The organism is Providencia alcalifaciens, from assembly GCF_020271745.1.
Lineage (GTDB): Bacteria > Pseudomonadota > Gammaproteobacteria > Enterobacterales > Enterobacteriaceae > Providencia > Providencia alcalifaciens_B.
In genome coordinates, this window is record NZ_CP084296.1 from 1,760,315 (window position 1) to 1,776,703 (window position 16,389).

At 43.3% G+C, this 16,389-nt stretch carries 10 protein-coding genes and 2 rRNA genes; 9 read left to right on the forward strand and 3 right to left on the reverse strand.

Annotation, left to right across the window (positions count from 1 at the left end; translation table 11 throughout):
* Positions 1 to 89: 89 nt before the first annotated feature.
* The 6 genes from LDO51_RS08115 to aceK all read left to right on the forward strand — a co-directional run bounded on the left by LDO51_RS08115 (position 90) and on the right by aceK (position 9,890).
* A 23S ribosomal RNA gene (locus LDO51_RS08115) occupies positions 90 to 2,995 on the forward strand.
* A gap of 131 nt (positions 2,996 to 3,126) precedes the next feature.
* Positions 3,127 to 3,242: ribosomal RNA gene (gene rrf / locus LDO51_RS08120) — 5S ribosomal RNA — on the forward strand.
* Positions 3,243 to 3,771: 529 nt separating this feature from the next.
* Positions 3,772 to 4,701 carry a homoserine O-acetyltransferase MetA gene (metA, locus tag LDO51_RS08125; RefSeq protein ID WP_225577040.1) on the forward strand — a complete coding sequence of 310 codons (930 nt, stop codon included), beginning with the start codon at positions 3,772 to 3,774 and terminating at the stop codon, positions 4,699 to 4,701.
* Between the two features lie 364 nt (positions 4,702 to 5,065).
* Positions 5,066 to 6,664 carry a malate synthase A gene (gene aceB / locus LDO51_RS08130; protein WP_225577041.1) on the forward strand — a complete coding sequence of 533 codons (1,599 nt, stop codon included), beginning with the start codon at positions 5,066 to 5,068 and terminating at the stop codon, positions 6,662 to 6,664.
* A 68-nt stretch (positions 6,665 to 6,732) separates the two neighbouring features.
* Positions 6,733 to 8,040 (forward strand): isocitrate lyase, encoded by a 1,308-nt coding sequence (gene aceA, locus LDO51_RS08135; RefSeq protein WP_225577042.1) that lies wholly within the window; start codon positions 6,733 to 6,735, stop codon positions 8,038 to 8,040.
* Positions 8,041 to 8,147: 107 nt separating this feature from the next.
* A complete protein-coding gene (gene aceK / locus LDO51_RS08140; protein WP_225577043.1) occupies positions 8,148 to 9,890 on the forward strand; it encodes a bifunctional isocitrate dehydrogenase kinase/phosphatase in 1,743 nt (580 codons plus the stop codon).
* Between the two features lie 42 nt (positions 9,891 to 9,932).
* Here aceK and LDO51_RS08145 read toward each other — a convergent pair whose 3' ends face one another.
* The gene (locus LDO51_RS08145) at positions 9,933 to 10,571 is read right to left on the reverse strand and encodes a bifunctional 4-hydroxy-2-oxoglutarate aldolase/2-dehydro-3-deoxy-phosphogluconate aldolase (RefSeq protein ID WP_225577044.1); all 639 of its coding nucleotides are present in this window, start codon (positions 10,569 to 10,571) and stop codon (positions 9,933 to 9,935) included.
* A gap of 25 nt (positions 10,572 to 10,596) precedes the next feature.
* A complete protein-coding gene (gene edd, locus LDO51_RS08150) occupies positions 10,597 to 12,447 on the reverse strand; it encodes a phosphogluconate dehydratase (protein ID WP_225577045.1) in 1,851 nt (616 codons plus the stop codon).
* 235 nt (positions 12,448 to 12,682) lie between these two features.
* Here edd and LDO51_RS08155 point away from each other — a divergent pair, with 235 nt between their 5' ends.
* The 3 genes from LDO51_RS08155 to LDO51_RS08165 all read left to right on the forward strand — a co-directional run bounded on the left by LDO51_RS08155 (position 12,683) and on the right by LDO51_RS08165 (position 15,383).
* Positions 12,683 to 13,477 carry an N-acetylmuramoyl-L-alanine amidase-like domain-containing protein gene (locus tag LDO51_RS08155; protein ID WP_225577046.1) on the forward strand — a complete coding sequence of 265 codons (795 nt, stop codon included), beginning with the start codon at positions 12,683 to 12,685 and terminating at the stop codon, positions 13,475 to 13,477.
* 411 nt (positions 13,478 to 13,888) lie between these two features.
* Complete coding sequence (locus LDO51_RS08160; RefSeq protein ID WP_225577047.1) at positions 13,889 to 14,167, forward strand: helix-turn-helix domain-containing protein; 279 nt, start codon at positions 13,889 to 13,891, stop codon at positions 14,165 to 14,167.
* A gap of 328 nt (positions 14,168 to 14,495) precedes the next feature.
* Positions 14,496 to 15,383, forward strand: coding sequence for an N-acetylmuramoyl-L-alanine amidase (locus LDO51_RS08165; RefSeq protein ID WP_225577048.1), 888 nt, complete (start codon positions 14,496 to 14,498; stop codon positions 15,381 to 15,383).
* Positions 15,384 to 15,439: 56 nt separating this feature from the next.
* Here LDO51_RS08165 and iclR read toward each other — a convergent pair whose 3' ends face one another.
* Positions 15,440 to 16,270 (reverse strand): glyoxylate bypass operon transcriptional repressor IclR, encoded by an 831-nt coding sequence (gene iclR / locus LDO51_RS08170; protein WP_225577049.1) that lies wholly within the window; start codon positions 16,268 to 16,270, stop codon positions 15,440 to 15,442.
* Between the last annotated feature and the right edge of the window lie 119 nt (positions 16,271 to 16,389).

Sequence of the window (16,389 nt, forward strand, 5' to 3'; positions counted from 1 at the left end):
AAACAATGTGAGAGTCTCTCAAAAATCTCAACTTGAAAGTGTTCAATTGGCCGTCGGGTCAGTTGATAAAAGACACCTTCGGGTTGTGAGGTTAAGCGACTAAGCGTACACGGTGGATGCCTAGGCAATCAGAGGCGATGAAGGACGTGCTAATCTGCGAAAAGCGTCGGTAAGGTGATATGAACCGTTATAACCGACGATATCCGAATGGGGAAACCCAGTGCAATTCGTTGCACTATCGTTTGATGAATACATAGTCAAACGAGGCGAACCGAGGGAACTGAAACATCTCAGTACCTCGAGGAAAAGAAATCAACCGAGATTCCCCTAGTAGCGGCGAGCGAACGGGGAGCAGCCCAGAGTCTTAATCAGCATTAGCATCAGGAGAACGGTCTGGAAAGGCCGGCAGTAAAGGGTGATAGCCCCGTATCCGAAGGTGTTAGTGTTGTGAACTCGACGAGTAGGGCGGGACACGTGTTATCCTGTCTGAATATGGGGGGACCATCCTCCAAGGCTAAATACTCCTGATTGACCGATAGTGAACCAGTACCGTGAGGGAAAGGCGAAAAGAACCCCGGCGAGGGGAGTGAAATAGAACCTGAAACCGTGTACGTACAAGCAGTGGGAGCACCCTTGTGGTGTGACTGCGTACCTTTTGTATAATGGGTCAGCGACTTATATTCTGTAGCAAGGTTAACCGTATAGGGGAGCCGTAGGGAAACCGAGTCTTAACTGGGCGAATAAGTTGCAGGGTATAGACCCGAAACCCGGTGATCTAGCCATGGGCAGGTTGAAGGTTGGGTAACACTAACTGGAGGACCGAACCGACTAATGTTGAAAAATTAGCGGATGACTTGTGGCTGGGGGTGAAAGGCCAATCAAACCGGGAGATAGCTGGTTCTCCCCGAAAGCTATTTAGGTAGCGCCTCGTGAACTCATCTTCGGGGGTAGAGCACTGTTTCGACTAGGGGGTCATCCCGACTTACCAACTCGATGCAAACTACGAATACCGAAGAATGTTATCACGGGAGACACACGGCGGGTGCTAACGTTCGTCGTGAAGAGGGAAACAACCCAGACCGCCAGCTAAGGTCCCAAAGTCATAGTTAAGTGGGAAACGAAGTGGGAAGGCTCAGACAGCCAGGATGTTGGCTTAGAAGCAGCCATCATTTAAAGAAAGCGTAATAGCTCACTGGTCGAGTCGGCCTGCGCGGAAGATGTAACGGGGCTAAACTATGCACCGAAGCTGCGGCAGCGATATGTAAATATTGTTGGGTAGGGGAGCGTTCTGTAAGCCTGTGAAGGTGTGCTGTGAGGCATGCTGGAGGTATCAGAAGTGCGAATGCTGACATAAGTAACGATAATGCGGGTGAAAAACCCGCACGCCGGAAGACCAAGGGTTCCTGTCCAACGTTAATCGGGGCAGGGTGAGTCGACCCCTAAGGCGAGGCAGAAATGCGTAGTCGATGGGAAACGGGTTAATATTCCCGTACTGGTGATAATTGCGATGGGGGGACGGAGAAGGTTAGGCTGGCCGGGCGACGGTTGTCCCGGTTTAAGGATGTAGGCAGGTGAATTAGGCAAATCCGGTTCACTATATGCTGAGGTCTGATGACGAGTCACTACGGTGGCGAAGTAGCTTATACCCCGCTTCCAGGAAAAGCCTCTAAGCTCTAGATTATCATTAATCGTACCCCAAACCGACACAGGTGGTCAGGTAGAGAATACTCAGGCGCTTGAGAGAACTCGGGTGAAGGAACTAGGCAAAATGGTGCCGTAACTTCGGGAGAAGGCACGCTGGCATTAGGTGAAGTGGTTTACCCATGGAGCTGAAGCCAGTCGCAGATACCAGCTGGCTGCAACTGTTTATTAAAAACACAGCACTGTGCAAACACGAAAGTGGACGTATACGGTGTGACGCCTGCCCGGTGCTGGAAGGTTAATTGATGGGGTTATCCGTAAGGAGAAGCTCTTGATCGAAGCCCCAGTAAACGGCGGCCGTAACTATAACGGTCCTAAGGTAGCGAAATTCCTTGTCGGGTAAGTTCCGACCTGCACGAATGGCGTAATGATGGCCAGGCTGTCTCCACCCGAGACTCAGTGAAATTGAACTCGCTGTGAAGATGCAGTGTACCCGCGGCAAGACGGAAAGACCCCGTGAACCTTTACTATAGCTTGACACTGAACATTGAGCCTTGATGTGTAGGATAGGTGGGAGGCTTTGAAGCGTGGACGCCAGTCTGCGTGGAGCCAACCTTGAAATACCACCCTTTAATGTTTGATGTTCTAACGTTGCCCCATTATCTGGGGTGCGGACAGTGTCTGGTGGGTAGTTTGACTGGGGCGGTCTCCTCCCAAAGAGTAACGGAGGAGCACGAAGGTTGGCTAAGCATGGTCGGACATCATGCGGTTAGTGCAAAGGCATAAGCCAGCTTGACTGCGAGAGTGACGGCTCGAGCAGGTACGAAAGTAGGTCTTAGTGATCCGGTGGTTCTGTATGGAAGGGCCATCGCTCAACGGATAAAAGGTACTCCGGGGATAACAGGCTGATACCGCCCAAGAGTTCATATCGACGGCGGTGTTTGGCACCTCGATGTCGGCTCATCACATCCTGGGGCTGAAGTAGGTCCCAAGGGTACGGCTGTTCGCCGTTTAAAGTGGTACGCGAGCTGGGTTTAGAACGTCGTGAGACAGTTCGGTCCCTATCTGCCGTGGGCGTTGGAAGATTGAAAGGGGCTGCTCCTAGTACGAGAGGACCGGAGTGGACGCACCACTGGTGTTCGGGTTGTCATGCCAATGGCATTGCCCGGTAGCTAAGTGCGGAAGAGATAACCGCTGAAAGCATCTAAGCGGGAAACTTGCCTTGAGATGAGTCTTCCCTGACCCTTTAAGGGTCCTAAAGGAACGTTTAAGACTAAGACGTTGATAGGTTGGGTGTGTAAGCGTAGCGATACGTTGAGCTAACCAATACTAATGAACCGTGAGGCTTAACCTGACAACACCGAAGGTGTTTTAGAGAGATGAAAGTTGATTCAATAAAGTGGAAGCCACAAGGTGGACACACAGCTTGTTCAGGATTGATATTCTGGTTTAAGAAAAGACTTAAACGGGAATAAACAGAATTTGTCTGGCGGCAATAGCGCGGTGGTCCCACCTGACCCCATGCCGAACTCAGTAGTGAAACGCCGTAGCGCCGATGGTAGTGTGGGGTCTCCCCATGTGAGAGTAGGGAACTGCCAGACATTAAATTAGCCGAGAAGCCACCCATTGGGTGGCTTTTTTGCGTTTGAGGGGGATGAAAAAGGGGGGATAAAGGCAACATTATTATCCTCTGAAGCAGTCCCGTCGAAAGCGTTCCCTTTAGACCGGGCGAATAAAAGCACTTTAACGGTGAATCGCTGATCCGACATAATCTCAAATCTCAAATCTCAAATCTCAACTGCGTTGTGCTTACTCTCTAACTGCTTCTATTTAAACGCTATCATGCAAAAACTATCATCCGAAAATTTTTATTTGAAAAACTATAAATCTTAAAATGTTCTCTACTTTAGAATAAAAAAGTCTAAGCCATTTTAGCCATTATATTGTAATAAAAAGTCTGGAGATCATTGAGTTACCAGTTTGTTAGACTTTCAATATTTCTATAATACTGACCATAGCTTGAAATTATTTCAACTTGCTTTGAAACGCTCGACAAGTAGAGTCACATTGGTTAGATTGTTTAGCATTCTAGAAGTCTAAACGTATAAAGTATATTTAAGGGGATGCACCATGCCAATTCGCCTGCCTGATGAGCTACCAGCAGTTAATTTCTTGCGTGAAGAAAATGTTTTTGTCATGACTACGACAAGAGCCAGCCTTCAGGAGATCCGTCCTTTGAAAGTACTGATACTGAATTTGATGCCTAAAAAAATTGAAACTGAAAACCAATTTTTACGGTTGTTATCAAACACGCCATTGCAAGTCGACATCCAGCTTTTACGCATTGATCAGCGAGAATCTAAAAATACGCCAACGGAACACTTGAACAATTTTTACTGTGATTTTGAAGATATTAAGCACCAAAATTTTGATGGCTTAATTGTCACAGGAGCACCGCTAGGGTTAGTAGAATTTGCTGACGTGTGTTATTGGGAACAAATAGAGCGAGTCATTGAATGGGCAAAAGAACATGTGACTTCAACATTGTTTGTTTGCTGGGCTGTTCAAGCTGCACTTAACGTATTGTATGATTTACCTAAATTAACCCGTAAAGAGAAACTTTCTGGTGTATATTCACACGAAACATTAGAGCCTTACGCATTATTAACTCGCGGGTTTGATGCTTCTTTTTATGCGCCGCATTCCCGTTATGCCGATTTCCCTGAAGATTATATTCGTCAGCACACTGACCTTGATATTTTAGCCAGCTCACCGGAAGCGGGAGCGTACTTATTTGCATCAAAAGATAAGCGTTTGGCATTTGTCACGGGGCATCCAGAGTACGATGCAGAAACATTATCTCAAGAATATTGGCGTGATGTGGGTGCTGGGATCACGCCGGAACTGCCATGTAATTATTTCAAAAATGATGATCCGAATAATTCGCCGGAAGTTCGTTGGCGTAGTCATGGCCACTTGTTATTCTCCAATTGGCTTAATTATTATGTGTATCAGATCACACCATTCGATCTTACTCATATGGAACCGACATTAGATTAAAAAACTTACTTAATGCCAGTTCACTGGTCATATCTCAGAATATAAGGCTGAATAATCAAAATTATTTAGCCTTTAAATCAAAATTCCCTCCTTTTTATAGATTAATAAATAAACAGTTTTTGTCTGTTTACTCATTTTCTATTTTTCAAAAGAAAATTTCCCCTTATAGATAACCTTATGATTTAACTTATATTTAACATTTTATTTTTAATGATAGAAATCAAAAGCAAAATAATAAATTTACTTAATTTCTTTATAATCAATGTCATACGTTTAATTAAAATTAAAATGGAAACCGTTTTTGATTTATTTGATTTTTGAGTTTACTCTTAATTTATAGCCAGCCATGAGTGAGGAAAAAACAATGGATCAGCAGTTATCTATTTCAGATTTAACGTTTAAGAAAGCATTTTCTCAGCAAGCAAAGCAGATATTAAGTGCTGATTCTATTGTCTTTCTTTCTTATCTTGTTGAAAGTTTCTTACCAAGAAGAGAGAAGCTACTTGAAGATAGAGCACATCGCCAAAAAGGGATTGATGCTGGTGAGTTACCTGATTTCATTATGGAATCTAATTCCATTAAAAATGCAAATTGGAAAATTCAAAATATTCCTGATGATTTACAAGATCGTCGTATAGAAATTACTGGGCCAGTTGATCGGAAAATGGTGATCAATGCATTGAATGCTAACGTAAAAGTATTTATGGCTGACTTTGAAGACTCTTTATCGCCATCCTGGGAAAGATTGATCGATGGGCAGATCAACTTACGGGACGCTATCACCGGCGAAATCTCTTACACCAATGAAAATGGCAAAGTTTATCAGCTGAAATCTAACCCTGCCGTATTGATAGCTCGAGTGCGTGGACTGCATTTAGATGAAAAACATGTGCTTGCTGATAATCAACCAATCCCCGGTGGACTGTTTGATTTTGCGCTCTACTTTTTCAATAACTATCAGGCATTACTGGCTAAGGGAAGCGGTCCTTATTTCTATATTCCGAAGCTGGAATCTTGGCAGGAAGCTCAATGGTGGAGCGATGTATTTAGCGCAGCAGAAGATTATGTGGGCTTACCACGCGGCACTATCAAAGCCACAGTCTTAATTGAAACGCTCCCAGCAGTTTTCCAGATGGATGAAATTTTGTACCACATGCGTCACCACATTGTTGGGCTTAACTGTGGGCGTTGGGATTACATTTTCAGTTATATCAAAACATTGAAAGAGCACGCTGACCGCGTTTTACCGGATAGACAGTCAGTGACAATGACACAGGAATTTTTAAGTGCCTATTCACGTTTGCTGATCAAAACCTGCCATCACCGCGGTGCGTTTGCAATGGGGGGAATGTCCGCCTTTATTCCAAGTAAAGATGAACAGGAAAACCAAGCCATTCTCGCCAAAGTTAAAGCGGACAAAGAGTTGGAAGCGCGCAATGGCCATGATGGTTCATGGATTGCACACCCAGGTTTAGCAGATACGGTCATAGCGGTTTTCAACGAAGTATTAGGTGAGCGAAAAAATCAGCTGAATGTTCGACGTGAAAATGATGATGAAATCACCGCGCAGCAGCTACTAAAGCCTTGTGAGGGCGAAAGAACTGAAGCAGGTATGCGCGCCAATATTCGCGTGGCGGTGCAATACATTGAAGCATGGATTTCAGGAAATGGCTGTGTACCTATCTATGGTTTGATGGAGGATGCGGCTACCGCTGAAATTTCACGGACATCAATTTGGCAGTGGATCCGTCATGGAAAATCACTATCGAACGGTATGAAAGTCACGAAAGCATTATTTGAAGAGATGTTGGATGAAGAGTTGCAAGTCATCCAGAAAGAGCTCGGTGACCATCGTTTTCAAAGTGGGCGATTCAAAGAAGCCAGTGAGCTGATGCGCCGAATCACAACCCAAGATGAATTGATCGCGTTTTTAACTATACCGGGCTACCAATTACTTGATTAGCCAAGTCGAAGAATACAGATAGCACTCAATTACCCTACAAAGACAGATAACAAGAAAGGATGTAAATCATGACAACATCGCGCTTAGAACAGATTGCTCAATTGGAAAATGAGTGGAAAAAACCACGCTGGAAAGGTATCACTCGCCCATATGCGGCCGAAGAAGTGATCAAATTACGTGGCTCGGTCAATCCTGAGCATACATTAGCTCGTAAGGGTGCAGAACGCTTTTGGGCACAATTGAATGGTGGCGCGAAGAAAGGCTACGTAAATGCATTAGGCGCCTTAACTGGCGGGCAAGCATTGCAACAAGCAAAAGCGGGGATTGAAGCTGTTTATCTCTCTGGCTGGCAGGTTGCGGCAGATGCGAACTCGGCATCCAGCATGTATCCAGACCAATCACTCTATCCTGTGGACTCAGTGCCTAACGTTGTTCAGCGGATCAACAACACATTCCGTCGTGCAGATCAAATTCAGTGGGCGAATGGCATTGGTCCTGATAACAAAGAATATATTGATTTCTTTTTACCTATCGTCGCGGATGCGGAAGCTGGCTTTGGTGGGGTACTCAATGCGTTTGAGCTGATGAAGCATATGATTGAAGCGGGTGCTGCGGCGGTACACTTTGAGGATCAATTGGCGGCGGTGAAAAAATGTGGCCATATGGGCGGAAAAGTCTTAGTTCCAACCCAAGAAGCAATCCAAAAATTAGTTGCAGCGCGCTTAGCAGCAGATGTTTCAGGTGTTCCTACTATCTTAGTTGCCAGAACGGATGCGGACGCTGCTGATTTATTAACGTCAGATTGTGACCCTTATGATGAGCCATTTATCACTGGTGAGCGTACGGCTGAAGGTTTCTTCCGTACTACCGCAGGGATAGAGCAAGCGATTAGCCGAGGCTTAGCTTATGCACCTTATGCTGATTTAGTCTGGTGTGAAACCTCCAAGCCTGATCTGGAAGCTGCACGCCAATTTGCTGAGGCAATTCACGCTAAATTCCCTGGTAAATTATTGGCTTATAACTGTTCACCTTCATTTAACTGGAAGAAAAATTTGGACGACAGCACTATTGCTCGTTTCCAACAAGAGTTGTCAGATATGGGCTATCGCTTCCAGTTTATTACCTTGGCGGGAATTCACAGCATGTGGTTCAACATGTTTGATCTTGCCCACGCTTACGCACAAGGCGAGGGAATGAAACACTATGTTGATAAAGTTCAGGAATGTGAATTTGAGGCTATCAATAAAGGTTATACCTTCTCTTCTCATCAGCAAGAAGTGGGAACTGGTTATTTTGATAAGGTAACGACGGTGATTCAAGGGGGGAGCTCTTCGGTCACGGCATTAACGGGTTCTACTGAAGAAGAGCAATTCTAATCGGGAAGAAATTTAGAGTTTTATTGCTCGGTGTATGTGTGTTGACATAAGTGTATCTTTTGATTTTTCAGGCACGTAAGTGCCTGTTTTTTATTGGGAGAGTGAAGATGACCCTCGAAACTGAACAGATCATCGCTCAAACCATTTTACAGGGCTTTGATGCGCAATATGGGCGATTTCTTGAAATCACCTCGGGTGCTCAAGAACGCTTTGAACGCGGGGATTGGCATGCGGTTCAACACGCGATGAAAAAAAGGATCAAGCTGTACGACCACCATGTGGGACTCGTCGTTGCTCAGCTACAATGTATGGGGCTAGTGCAATCGCTCAGTCCCTATAATTTGGCTAGAATTAAACAGGTTTATGCGACATTGCTACCGGATTACCCTCGTTTTGAAATTGCTGAAAGTTTTTTTAATTCAGTGTATTGCCGATTGTTTCAACATCGAGAGCTGACCCAAGAAAATCTGTTTATTTTTACTTCGCAACCTGCACGGCGCTTTTGTACCTTACCAAGACCATTAGCTCGCGAATATAAGCTTAATGGGAATATGGAAACGGTATTTAATGGGATCTTAAGCGGCTTACCGATTCGCTTGGTGTGGCGAGATTTAGCCTTTGATATTGAATGTATTGTGGAAACACTAAGGCAGCGCTTCCCTGAGATTGTAGAGCAAGATGCCCAATTGCATGTGGCGAATGAGCTGTTTTACCGAAATAAAGCTGCATGGTTAGTTGGGAAGCTATATATCCATCACCAAGTTTACCCATTCTTATTGCCTATTCACCATGATGAAGACGGCAAAATGTATGTAGACGCGTGTTTAACTGGCTTTGATGACGCGAGCATAGTGTTTGGCTTCGCCCGCTCTTATTTTATGGTGTATGCGCCGTTTCCAGCTGGGCTAGTTTTCTGGTTACGTGAAATTTTACCCAGTAAATCAATCGCTGAGTTGTACATGGCGATTGGTTGCCAAAAGCATGGTAAAACAGAATATTACCGAGAATATTTGGCGTATTTAAACTTTTCACTGGAACAATTTACCCTCGCCCCCGGCGTGAAAGGGATGGTGATGTTGGTGTTTACGGCGCCATCATTTGATCGGGTATTTAAGATTATTAAAGATAAATTTGCGCCACAAAAAGAGGTGACTAAAGCTCGAGTGCTTGAGTGTTATCAAATGGTCAAAGAGCACGACCGAGTGGGGCGCATGGCGGATACGCAAGAGTTTGAAAACTTTATTATTGAAAAGCGTTTTGTCAGTGATGAGCTAATGACCGAGTTACTGACGGAGGCGTCGTCTCAGGTTGAAGATTTGGGGGATAAGATATTAATTCGTCATCTCTATATGGAACGTAAGATGATCCCGCTGAATATTTTTATGGATGAAGCATCGGATGAGCAGCTTTATCACGCGGTAGAAGAATATGGCTGCGCTATCAAACAGTTGGCTGCTGCCAATATTTTCCCAGGGGATATGCTATTTAAAAACTTTGGAGTAACACGTCATGGTCGGGTGATATTTTATGATTATGATGAAATTTGCTATATGACCGAGGTGAATTTCCGCCATATCCCTGAGCCGCTTTACCCTGAGCAAGAACTCTCAGGTGAACCTTGGTACAGCGTGAGGGAGCAAGATGTTTTCCCCGAAGAGTTTGCGCAATTCTTATGCCAAGATCCGAAAGTCAGGGACTATTTACAGCTGCATCATCAAGATTTATTTAGCGCGGATTATTGGCAAAAACTGCAAAAACGTATTTTGGATGGGTATGTCGAAGATGTGTTTGCTTACTCGGAAGATCAGCGATTTTGTCGTCGATTTCTTCAAGCTACCTCTTCGGCTTAGTTGATTGAAAGTGGGTCAATGACCCACTTCATGACTTAACAATCACAGAGCGCCTTGCACCGCTTGCTGTGCTAATTCGGTGATTTTATCGTAGTTGTCATTTTCCAGAGCATCTTCCGGCACCAACCATGAGCCGCCAATACATAGCACGCTGTCTAGTGCGAGGTAATCCCGGTAATTTGCGAGGGAGATCCCGCCAGTTGGGCAGAAGCGAACTTGCGAGAAAGGTCCTGCAATCGCCTTGAGCGCTTTCACGCCACCATTGGCTTCGGCTGGGAAGAATTTGAACGCTTTTAGTCCATAGTTCATACCCGCCATTAATTCAGAGACGGTGGAAATCCCAGGAATTAATGGAATGCTACCTTGATTCGCAGCCGCTAATAACTCATCTGTTAAGCCTGGACTGATAGCAAATTGTGCACCAGCTTGGGTCACTTCTGTGAGCTGTTTTGCATTGATGACGGTACCGGCACCAACAATCGCTTCAGGGACTTCTTCAGCAATCAGTCGGATGGCTTCGATGGCACACTCTGTTCTCAACGTGACTTCCAATACTTTGATACCGCCTTTGAGTAAGGCTTTTGCTAAAGGAACGGCTTGCTCGAGTTTTTTGATCACAATGACAGGAACAACAGGACCTTGTTTTAGAACATCTTCAGCGGTCATTTTCCAATTATTCATAATAAATCCTATTAAGCGGTATAAATTAAAAATTAATACTACAAGCACCTTCTTCGGCGCCGGATAAATGTTGTCTTAATGCACCAAATAACTCTCTACCACAGCCAACTCGTTCTGCACTCAGGTCGGCTTCATAAGGTTGACGAGAGGATAAAATTTGTTCATCCACGAGAAGCTCAATTTCTCCCGTTAATGCATTAACGCGAATTAAATCACCATTTTGGACTTTGGCGAGTAAGCCGCCATTGTAAGCTTCTGGGGTAACATGAATCGCGGAAGGCACTTTACCGGATGCTCCCGATAATCGCCCGTCGGTGACTAATGCCACTTTATAGCCTTTGTCCAATAAGACCCCGAGTGGTGGCATTAATTTATGTAATTCAGGCATACCATTCGCAGATGGTCCTTGGAAACGAACCACAATCACGCAGTCTCTGTCTAATTCGCCTGCTTCAAAACATGGTGCAATATCATTTTGATTATTGAACACGATGGCAGGGGCTTCAATCACTTGGTTTTCAACGGGAACGGCTGACGTTTTCATCACGGCGCGGCCGAGGTTTCCAGACAGTAGTTTAGTCCCACCATGATGGGAGAACGGATGATCAATATCAGCAATCACTTCAAGATCATAAGAATTTTTTGCCCCTTCACGCCAAGATAATTGACCGTTGTCCAACCAAGGCTCGAGGGTATAGCGTGATAATCCAAATCCAGCGACGGTGTGAACGTCATCATGGAGTAAACCTTTAGCAAGGAGTTGGCGGATCAACAACTGAACGCCACCGGCCGCTTGGAATTGGTTAATATCGGCTTGACCATTTGGATAAATACGGCAAATCAGCGGAACGACAGCAGACAGATCAGAGAAATCATCCCAATTGATAATGATGCCAGCGGCGCGTGCAATCGCCACCAGATGCATGGTGAGGTTGGTGGATCCGCCCGTTGCCAGAAGCGCCACAATACCATTCACAATCACTTTCTCATCAACCAGTTTACCAATCGGTAAATAATTTCCTGATTGCTCAGTCAGACGTGTAATTTGGCGAGCCGCGGCACGAGTAAGTTCCTCACGTAATGGAGAATCAGGTGGAACAAAGGAAGAGCCCGGTAAATGTAGCCCCATCACTTCCATCACCATTTGGTTAGAGTTTGCGGTGCCGTAAAATGTGCAGGTACCAATGCTATGATAGGAGGCGGCTTCAGCGTCAAGTAATGCATTGCGGTCAACTTTCCCTTCAACATATAGCTGACGAATTCGCACTTTCTCTTTATTGGGCAAGCCTGTGCTCATGGGACCTGCGGGGACAAAAACTGCGGGCAGATGGCCAAAAGAGAGTGCACCCATCATCAGTCCTGGAACAATTTTATCGCAGATCCCTAAATAGAGTGCACCATCGAACATATTGTGGGAAAGCCCAATGGCAGTGGACATCGCGATAACATCGCGGCTCAGTAATGAGAGCTCCATACCATCTTGCCCTTGAGTAACGCCGTCGCACATGGCAGGAACACCAGCGGCCACCTGCCCAATCGCACCATTTTCCAGTAGTGCTTGTTTCAATTGATCTGGGTAGCGGTCATAGGGACGATGGGCGGAAAGCATGTCGTTATAGGCGTTAATGATAGCGATATCGGAACGGGTCATGCTTTTGAGAATACTTTTTTCTTCGCTTTGGCAGGCGGCAAAACCATGAGCCAGATTCCCACACGCTAATTCAGCACGATGTACAGTACTGCTACGAGCCTGTTCAATTTTTTCGAGATAGGCTTTTCGAGTCGCTTTGGAACGCGCGATGATACGTTGGGTGATCTGTAAAATGTGGTCATTGACCTTGGTTGACGGTGTGACGTCAGAAATATTTTTGCTCATGATAATGGCTCCATTATACAAACAGTATTCTTTATGTTACCGGTAACATTGTTCAATGAAAAAACAATTGTTGCAATGATCAAAATGAAGATTTCGACATATCTGTGATCTGAATCAAGAAGAGGGGTGAGGAATAATTTGGGAGTAATCGTGATTATTTCGGCCTAACAGAATGATAAATAATAACTATAATGAGTTGGTCAATGGTATTGAGATAAAAATCAAGTAGGGATATATGGCTGGGTTGAAAAAACATAATTCGCTTGGGTGGCTGTTAGGTGCTTTTTGGTGGTACACAAGCAGCGTTCAAGCGACAGAACTGCCTGAAGTGGTCTTAACCACAGGGTCTTACGGCGTATTAGATAAGGCGATTTCAGCCAGCCAGGGTAGTCATGCTGAACAAAAACTGGCGAATGCAACCGCTATTTTGTTGGGCACGCCGTACAATAATCGCACTTTAAATATGGATGCATTCTCAACGGAACGGTTAATCATTGACTTAAAAGCGGTTGATTGCATGACATTCATTGAGTATAGCGAGGCCTTTAAATATGCGGATGATCCTGAACAGTTTGCCTCAAATTTAGAAAAAGTACGCTATATCGATGCAAAAGTCGCATTTAATCAACGTCGTCATTTCTTTTCGGATTGGGTTGAAGGGGATCATCATGTTGTCTCTGATATAACGGCTCAATTGAGTCCCCACACTGTTTTTGTTAATAAACAACTTAATAAAAAAAGTAACGGTGATCCTATTATTGATACGGTTAAAATAACACCAAGAGTGATTGGTTATATTCCAACTCGGTTTATTGATAGAAAGTTACTGAAGCAGCTAAAAACAGGGGATTACATTGGTATTTATTCCCCTGCATCAGGATTGGATGTTACTCATGTGGGTGTTGTTATTCGAGAAGGGGAAGAAGTGATATTTCGTCATGCTTCTTCGCAACGAAAAAATTTACGGGTAATGGATGTAGAGCTATTTTCTTATCTTCAAGGAAAAAGTGGCATTATGGTATTTAGATAAGGTTGATTTGAAAGTTAATCCTGCTAATTATCTATTTTTAATATTGATCCTGTATGGTTTTATTTTAAATAAAGTTTACTTTTTAAAATAAATTTAAAAAGTGAGTGCAAGTGATTTTTAGTTACCAATTATTTCCGTAACTGTTTAAATTGTAAAATATTATTAAATTATAGATATTTTAATAATAGTTCCACATGGTTAAAATAATCGATGATATTAAAAAAATATTTTATAAAGCAATGAATTACAACTAATAATAGTAAGCCTTGAAAGTTAAAATCATAATGCCACCTTAAATTCCTATCAATAATAGTTAATTCAATTGTTTTTATCTATTTTAAAAAAAATAGATTGTTTTTATAATGCCAGTTAATGTTTGATTGGGTTATTTATATTGAGGTGAGCATGTACATGTCAGAAAAACAAAATATTTATGCTTTGCTTGGCAATCATCTTCGTAAAGCTAGAGTACGTAAAGGGTTATCAGGGCAAGAGTTAGCTTCTATTATTCAGCTTAGCCAGCAGCAGGTATCTCGATATGAGCTTGGTGTGAATAAGCTGAGTTTAGATAAATTAATCGAGATTGCTATTTTACTTGAAATTGATATTTATGAAATTACAACGATGATTACGCGTCAATTTGAAAAAGAGAAAGTTAATTTTAGTGAGGTTGAACTGGCTAGTTTTTAATTTATTCTCAATCTGCTTAATATTTTATATATTAAAAAAATTATAATGATTAAATGATTTTAATTATTAATCCTATCTTTAATTTAATAATTAAATATCATGAATCTGATGATTCTGCTTTTAAATGATAAAAGCAGATAACGATTAAAATCGATTAGTTTTTTTTATAAAAGTATATATATCCTACTTTTTTTATTCATTTAATTTACTCTTTTTTTTAAAGTTTGTTCATATTTAAGATGATACTTTGCGAAAAGTTCCCATGGTTTTATCGAGGGGGGTGTGCTTAAATGTACGACAATTCAACATGAAAAAAGGGCAGTTTTAAATGGCTAGGGCAATATGGATATTTCTCATATTCCTACTTGTCGGTTGTTCAGCGACACCTTCAAAAACGGGCTACTATCTCGATCAGAGTTACCCGTCACAGAATACTAGCGAGCGTATTCAATTTATTGTTCTACATTACACTGTTTCTGATGATGCCCATTCAATTAAAATATTAACGAAAGGAAAAGTCAGTTCCCACTACCTCATTCCGAGTCAACCAGCACAAAAAAATGGTCAGCCTGTTATTTTACAACTCGTTCCTGAGCGTTTGAAAGCATGGCATGCAGGGGATAGCCGCTGGCAATATCATCATGGACTTAATGATAGCTCGATAGGTATTGAAATCGTTAACGAGGGTTTGGTGAGAAAAAATGGTCAAGATATCTGGCCGCCTTTTAATGATTCACAGATAGATGCGTTGATCCCGCTATTGAAAGATATCATGCAACGTTATGACATTCCTCCAGAAAATGTCATTGGTCATAGTGATATCGCGCCGTTGCGTAAACAAGACCCAGGACGTGCGTTTCCATGGCAATCATTAGCGCTGCATGGGATTGGCGCTTGGCCTGATCCTAAAGCCGTTAATAAGTATTTAGCTGGACGGCAAATTAATGCACCTGCCAGTGTATTAAACCTACAAAAAGCATTGAAATTTTATGGTTATGCAGGGATCCCCCTGACAGGAAAATTAGATAAAGAAACTAAGCAGACGTTGCGTGCATTCCAAATGCATTATCGTCCACGGGATATTGATGGGCGGGCAGATGCGGAAACGGAAGCTATCGCTTTAGCCTTGATTGAAAAATACCGTAATATGCCAAAATTCAAACAATCTTTGAAATCGAATACATTGGAAAATACATCCAGTCAACAGGGTGATTAGCCCGCCAGTAACATGATTAATCAAAGAAGTGCGGGGAGATCCCGCACTGTTGCTTACTAGCGATTAGCGCCATATTCATGGCTGATTTCTTTAGCGGCTTTGATCACCATTGCTCCCAACTCTGTTACCCGATCATCGGTGATCCGCGAAAGTGGTCCAGAAATTGAGATCGCGGCAAATGCTTCTTTATGCTCATCATAAATACAGGCACCAATACATCTTAACCCCAGCGCATGCTCTTCATCATCATAAGAAAATCCTTGTTTTTTAGCTTGTTGCAGATTTTCTTTCAATACGGATGGGTTAGTTAATGTATGCGGCGTATAGGCATGTAAGCCTTTTTTACCCAGTAATGGAATTAGCTGCTCTTCAGGCAAATTGGCAATAAACGCTTTTCCTGCACCCGATGCATGTAATGGCAGCTTCCCGCCAATTGGGGCAGACATACGCATTAGCGCATTACATTGCACTTGGTCAACAATCACAGCGTCATATTCCGAGTGATCCAAAATCGCTAAATTGACAGTTTCGCCAGATTCTTCCATCAAACGGCGTAATATCGGGTGGACAAGGGCTAATAAATTACGACTTTCAAGGAAGCTACTGCCGATGATAAAAGCATGAGAAGCGATCACCCACAGCCCGAGATCCCCTGTCTGGCGCACAAAACCGTGCTGTTCGAGAGTCATTAATAAACGGTGAGTTGTGGAATTAGGTAAACCAGCTTGAAGGGCTAAATCAGTGAGGGCGATCCCTCCTGTCGATTCAGAAATGTATTCCAAAAGCGTCAGTCCACGGCTTAAGGATTGAACTTGTCCGGCAGCCGTGGCGCCACTAGCAGGTCCTTTTGCCTTCTTTATTTTTTTAGTAATGGGTGTAGCCGCCATCAAGTGTCTCCTGACAGGAATGAATATTCGTTTCTATTATGAATGATTTCATTCAAAAATACTCATCGGATCAGCAAAAAGTCGATCTTTGGCAACCTGAAAAACTCTCATCATAACGA

What these genes read in the sequence shown, in the direction of transcription:
- metA (WP_225577040.1), top strand. Translation starts at nt 3,772, where the DNA reads ATGCCAATTCGCCTGCCTGATGAGCTACCAGCAGTTAATTTCTTGCGT.
- aceB (WP_225577041.1), top strand. Translation starts at nt 5,066, where the DNA reads ATGGATCAGCAGTTATCTATTTCAGATTTAACGTTTAAGAAAGCATTT.
- aceA (WP_225577042.1), top strand. Translation starts at nt 6,733, where the DNA reads ATGACAACATCGCGCTTAGAACAGATTGCTCAATTGGAAAATGAGTGG.
- aceK (WP_225577043.1), top strand. Translation starts at nt 8,148, where the DNA reads ATGACCCTCGAAACTGAACAGATCATCGCTCAAACCATTTTACAGGGC.
- LDO51_RS08145 (WP_225577044.1), bottom strand. Translation starts at nt 10,571, where the DNA reads ATGAATAATTGGAAAATGACCGCTGAAGATGTTCTAAAACAAGGTCCT.
- edd (WP_225577045.1), bottom strand. Translation starts at nt 12,447, where the DNA reads ATGAGCAAAAATATTTCTGACGTCACACCGTCAACCAAGGTCAATGAC.
- LDO51_RS08155 (WP_225577046.1), top strand. Translation starts at nt 12,683, where the DNA reads ATGGCTGGGTTGAAAAAACATAATTCGCTTGGGTGGCTGTTAGGTGCT.
- LDO51_RS08160 (WP_225577047.1), top strand. Translation starts at nt 13,889, where the DNA reads ATGTCAGAAAAACAAAATATTTATGCTTTGCTTGGCAATCATCTTCGT.
- LDO51_RS08165 (WP_225577048.1), top strand. Translation starts at nt 14,496, where the DNA reads ATGGCTAGGGCAATATGGATATTTCTCATATTCCTACTTGTCGGTTGT.
- iclR (WP_225577049.1), bottom strand. Translation starts at nt 16,270, where the DNA reads ATGGCGGCTACACCCATTACTAAAAAAATAAAGAAGGCAAAAGGACCT.